This window comes from uncultured Clostridium sp. (genome assembly GCF_934754915.1).
Taxonomy (GTDB): domain Bacteria; phylum Bacillota; class Clostridia; order Clostridiales; family Clostridiaceae; genus Clostridium.
Genome location: NZ_CAKVKB010000186.1, coordinates 1 through 5,306, shown reverse-complemented (window position 1 = coordinate 5,306; position 5,306 = coordinate 1). Strand labels below are relative to the sequence as shown.

Sequence of the window (5,306 nt, the reverse complement as noted above, 5' to 3'; positions counted from 1 at the left end):
TATTTAATATATTTTTAGAACTAATAGTAATATTCAATAATAAAATTCTAATTGTAATATAATTTTAACACATTATGTTTTACAAATATATTATAATTATATTAATCGACTAATTAGAATATATTGGAAATGAGTGAAATTCGTGAAAAAAGTTTTAATCTTAACAATATCAACTGGACAAGGGCATAATCAAGCTGCTGCGTCTATATCAGAATCCTTCAAAGACAAAGATTATAAAGTAATCAGACATGATTTCTTACAGAATAATAGTAAAATCCTCAACGACATCATTGTGAAGGGTTATGAAATTATGGCATCTAAATTTCCAAAGCTATATGGTGAATTTTATAAATTGACTGATCATGATATTATAAATACACTTTTAAACATTCCATTTTATTTTTCAAGAAAAAAAGTTTCAAGACTTATAAAAGAATTAAATCCCGATATAATAATCGCCACACACGCTTTAAGTACAAGAATAGTTTCTCAATTAAAAAAAAGAGGATTGAAAATTCCATATATATTAGTTGTAACTGATTTCAAAGCCCACTATACATATATAAGCAAATATGTTGATGCATATATAACAGGAAGTGAATATACAAAACAATCGCTTATTGACAGGAATATAAATTCAAACAAAATATATCCTGTAGGAATACCAATAAACAGAAAATTTTATACTGAAATAACAAATGCTTCTCAATTAAAAGATAAAAAATACTTCAATCTATTGCTTATGAGTGGAAGTTTAGGATTAAATCAAATTTCATTAGTTTTAAAAGAATTACTAAAAAACCCAAATAGACTTCGAATTACTGTTGTATGCGGTAAAAATTTAAAATTAAAAAATTCTCTTGTAAAATATTGCAACGAGAATATATTTCCAAATAAAAAACTTCATATTCTAGGTTTTACAAAGGATATTTCTTACTTAATGGATTATTGTGATGTAATAATATCAAAACCCGGAGGATTAACTGTAACAGAATCTATAGTTAAAAATATCCCATTAATAATCCCATTTGCAATCCCCGGACAGGAAAAAGAAAATATTGATTTTTTAACTGGTGAAGGATATTCAATTTTAATTGATGATATGAATAAACTTAACGATACAGTAAATTATCTTATAGATAATCCTAAATATATGTTAATGAAAAAAGAGAAATTAAAAGCATTAGCTTCAACTTATTCATTAGAAAAAATTGTTGCTATAGCTGAAAATCTAATAAAAAACAATACAAAATAAGGTGACCATTTTATTAATGTGTCACCTTATTTTGTATTTATTTTTTCAAATTATTTTTTTGAAATATTTCAATAAATTCTTTATTATTCTTAGTTTTCGAAAGCATATTTATAAGATTTTCAGTAACATCATCTGCATTTCCATCTTTATACATAATCTTTCTTATTGAAAATGCAACATCAAGTTCGTCTTTAGATAACAATAAATCTTCTTTTCTAGTTCCTGATTTATATACATCTATAGCTGGGAAAATCCTTCTCTCTTGAAGCCTTCTATCAAGATGAACCTCCATATTCCCTGTTCCCTTAAATTCTTCAAAAATCATATCATCCATCCTTGAACCGGTTTCTATCAATGCTGTTGCAAGAATAGTAAGACTTCCACCTTCTTCAATATTCCTTGCTGCTCCAAAGAACTTTTTAGGCATTATCAAGGCTCCTGGATCAAGCCCTCCTGATAAAGTTCTTCCTGTTGGTGTTATTGTTAAATTATATGCCCTTGCCAATCTTGTTATACTATCCATAAGTATTACTACATCTTTCCCTTGCTCCACCATTCTCTTAGCTCTTTCTAGAACCATTTGAGCAACTTTTGCATGATTTTGAGGTTCTTCATCAAAAGTTGAATATACAACATCACCTTTTATAGATCTTATCATATCTGTAACTTCTTCTGGTCTTTCATCTATAAGTAGAACTATAAGTTTTATATCAGGATAATTTTTCACAACATTTTGAGCAACTTTTTTCAACAATGTTGTTTTTCCAGCTTTAGGTGGTGCAACTATTACTCCTCTTTGTCCTTTTCCTAATGGACATATTATATCCATCAGTCTAGATGATAAATCATTGCTATTTTGTGTTTCAAGTCTTAATCTTTCAATTGGATATATTGGTGTTAAAGTTTCAAATGACTTTCTTCCTACAGCTTTTTCAGGCGATTCACCATTAACTTTTTGAACAAATAACAGTGCCTTGAATTTTTCCCCCTCTTTAGCTTCTCTTATTTTACCTTCAACTTCGTCCCCAGTCCTTAAATTAAACCTTCTTATTTGAGATGGTGATACATATATATCTTCACTACTTGTTAAATAATTTTTACATCTTAAAAATCCAAAATTATTATTTTCTAGTATCTCTAATATTCCTTTAGCAGTATTAGATTCATTTATCATTTCCTTTAATACTTCTTTTTTCTCAACCTTTTTTTCATGAAACTCTTCACTTCGTACATTATTTGATGTTAAATTATCATTATAGCTTTTTTGTGAATTTTTTTCTTCATCATGAAGAGCTTTTTCATCACGAAGAGCCTTTGAGTTATTTGAATTATTTTGACGATTGTTTTGATTTTTAGGAGCAATGTTTTCTCTAAGAATAACTCCATCTTTTTGTACCATATTAGGAGAAACAGATAATATTTCTTCTATCAATTGATTCTTTTTATACTTAGATATATTTTTTATTTCCAACTCTTTAGCAATTTCTTTTAATTTGCTTAAAGTCATATTTTCATAATCCTGTTTAGTCAAACTTGCACCTCCAGATTTATAGATTCAAAGCATCTATAAATTATTCATTGATATATTTTTTATAACCGGAAATTTTATAAAGATTCTTTGATGTGATAATTATATAAAAAGACTAAGAAATTTCAATATTTCTAATATCAGATTTTAACTTTCAAAATTAAATTCAAATAAATTAAGATTAACTTTTCATAGTAATTTAAACTGGTGAAATTTCAATTTCACCAGTTTACTATATTATATATTAATTTGTTTTATAATACAAATTACTTTTTATGTATTTTTAAAATTATTTTTTGTATTTTAATGCTGCACCAATAAATCCTGTGAATAATGGATGTGGTTTATTAGGTCTTGATTTTAATTCTGGATGGAATTGTACTGCAACATACCATGGATGATCCTTAACTTCAACAATTTCAACCAATCTTTCATCTGGACTTGTTCCTGCAATTCTCATTCCTGCTTCAGCTATTTGTTGTCTATATTCATTGTTAAACTCATATCTATGTCTATGTCTTTCATTTATATTTTCTTTTCCATAAACCTCAAATGAAGTACTTTCAGGATCCAATTTACATGGATATTGTCCTAATCTCATTGTTCCACCAAGATTTTCTATGTACTTTTGGTCGTTCATTATATCAATTACTGGATATTTTGTATCTGGATTTATTTCTGAACTATTAGCCCCTTCAAATCCTAAAACATTTCTTGCATATTCTATAACTGCACATTGCATACCTAAACATATTCCTAGTAATGGAACTTTGTTTTCTCTTGCCCATTGTATTGCTGATATTTTACCTTCAATTCCTCTATCACCAAATCCACCAGGTACTAGTACACCATCAACACCTTTTAATAGTTCATTTACATCTCCTGTTTCAACATCTTCTGCATTAACCCATCTTATTTCAACTTGTGAATTATTTGCATATCCTCCATGACTTAATGCCTCAACTACTGATATATATGCGTCATGTAATTCAACATATTTACCAACTAAAGCTATTTCAACTTTTTCTTTAAGATTCTTTATTCTCTTAACCATATCAACCCATTCAGAATTGTCTATATCTTTACATCCTAAATGTAGTTTTTCACACACTAAATTATCTAATCCCTCATCATGAAGCATTAATGGCACTTCATAAAGATGGTCTGCATCAAGATTTTGTATAACTGATTTTCCATCTATATTACAGAATAACCCTATTTTAGCTTTAATATCTTCAGATAATTCCTGTTCTGTTCTACATACTATTATATCTGGCTGAATACCTATTGTTCTCAATTCCTTTACTGAATGTTGAGTAGGTTTAGTTTTTAATTCACCACCTTTTCTAAGATAAGGTACTAATGTAACATGAATATAACATACATTTTCTGCTCCAACTTCACTCTTAATTTGTCTTATTGCTTCTAAAAATGGTTGTGATTCTATATCACCAACAGTTCCTCCAATTTCAGTAATAACAATGTCTAAATCTCTTTCTTTGGCTACTTGATAAACTTTGTCTTTTATTTCATTAGTTATATGAGGGATTACTTGTACAGTTCCTCCAAGATATTCTCCTCTTCTTTCTTTTTCTATAACCGAGCTATATATTCTACCTGTTGTAACATTTGAGTTTTTACTTAAGCTTTCATCTATAAATCTTTCATAATGTCCTAAGTCTAAATCTGTTTCCGCTCCATCATCTGTTACAAATACTTCACCATGTTGGTATGGGCTCATTGTTCCTGGATCTACATTTAAATATGGATCAAATTTTTGAATCGATATTTTTAAACCTCTATTTTTTAATAATCTTCCAAGAGATGCGGCAGTTATTCCTTTTCCTAAACCAGATACAACTCCACCTGTAACGAAAATGTACTTTGTATTATTCATTTTATCCTCCTACGCCAAATCAAATTTATTTAAATTTTCTTATTGACTTATTTATTATATAGTGATATACTAAAAGTCACCCAATAAATGAACTCATTATTGGTTTATTTGTGTTGTTTTAATAACATAGGATATATAATATCACATATCTTTATTAATATCTAGTATTTTTTTACTAGTTTATTTGTTTTTTTATTTTTTCTTCTAATTTCATATATTCTTTTCTAAAAAAACTATTAATTAAAAATTTCTCTTCAGCTTTTCTAAACATATATTTTACTTGATTTGTGCTGCTTATTCCCAATACATTTATCAAATCCTCATTATTAAAAAAAGAATTATTTTTTAGCAATAATAATATTAAAAATCTTTTTTCTCTATTTTTTAATAGATTATTAAATTCTTTTCCTTCTACACCATAATAATTATATATTATTTCTAATATTCTCATTTGACTTTCGCTATTCATAAAACACCCTCTCTATTAAACACAATTTTACCGAAATATATATTTATTCAATTTTTATCAAATTATATTTATAAAATTAATGTAAGCGTCAAAAAATCCACGACTACAAAACATATAAAGCTTCCTGTTAAAATGAAAATAAATTCATTTTAACGGG

General features: G+C 27.1%; 4 protein-coding genes. 1 reads left to right on the top strand and 3 read right to left on the bottom strand.

Features of this window, described 5'->3' with window-relative positions:
- Window positions 1-142 precede the first annotated feature (142 nt).
- A complete protein-coding gene (locus tag Q0F58_RS16965; protein ID WP_294379052.1) occupies window positions 143-1,255 on the top strand; it encodes an MGDG synthase family glycosyltransferase in 1,113 nt (370 codons plus the stop codon).
- Window positions 1,256-1,292: 37 nt separating this feature from the next.
- Here the strand turns inward: Q0F58_RS16965 and rho are convergent, their stop codons facing one another.
- The 3 genes from rho to Q0F58_RS16950 form a co-directional block, all read right to left on the bottom strand.
- A complete protein-coding gene (gene rho, locus Q0F58_RS16960; protein ID WP_294379051.1) occupies window positions 1,293-2,786 on the bottom strand; it encodes a transcription termination factor Rho in 1,494 nt (497 codons plus the stop codon).
- A gap of 286 nt (window positions 2,787-3,072) precedes the next feature.
- Window positions 3,073-4,680: a CTP synthase gene (locus tag Q0F58_RS16955; protein ID WP_294379050.1), complete on the bottom strand. Its 1,608-nt coding sequence runs from the start codon at window positions 4,678-4,680 to the stop codon at window positions 3,073-3,075.
- A gap of 175 nt (window positions 4,681-4,855) precedes the next feature.
- Window positions 4,856-5,149 carry a hypothetical protein gene (locus Q0F58_RS16950; RefSeq protein ID WP_294379049.1) on the bottom strand — a complete coding sequence of 98 codons (294 nt, stop codon included), beginning with the start codon at window positions 5,147-5,149 and terminating at the stop codon, window positions 4,856-4,858.
- Between the last annotated feature and the right edge of the window lie 157 nt (window positions 5,150-5,306).

Excerpts from the sequence above, each read along its gene's own strand:
- Q0F58_RS16955 (WP_294379050.1), bottom strand. The coding sequence starts at position 4,680 with ATGAATAATACAAAGTACATTTTCGTTACAGGTGGAGTTGTATCTGGT.
- Q0F58_RS16950 (WP_294379049.1), bottom strand. The coding sequence starts at position 5,149 with ATGAATAGCGAAAGTCAAATGAGAATATTAGAAATAATATATAATTAT.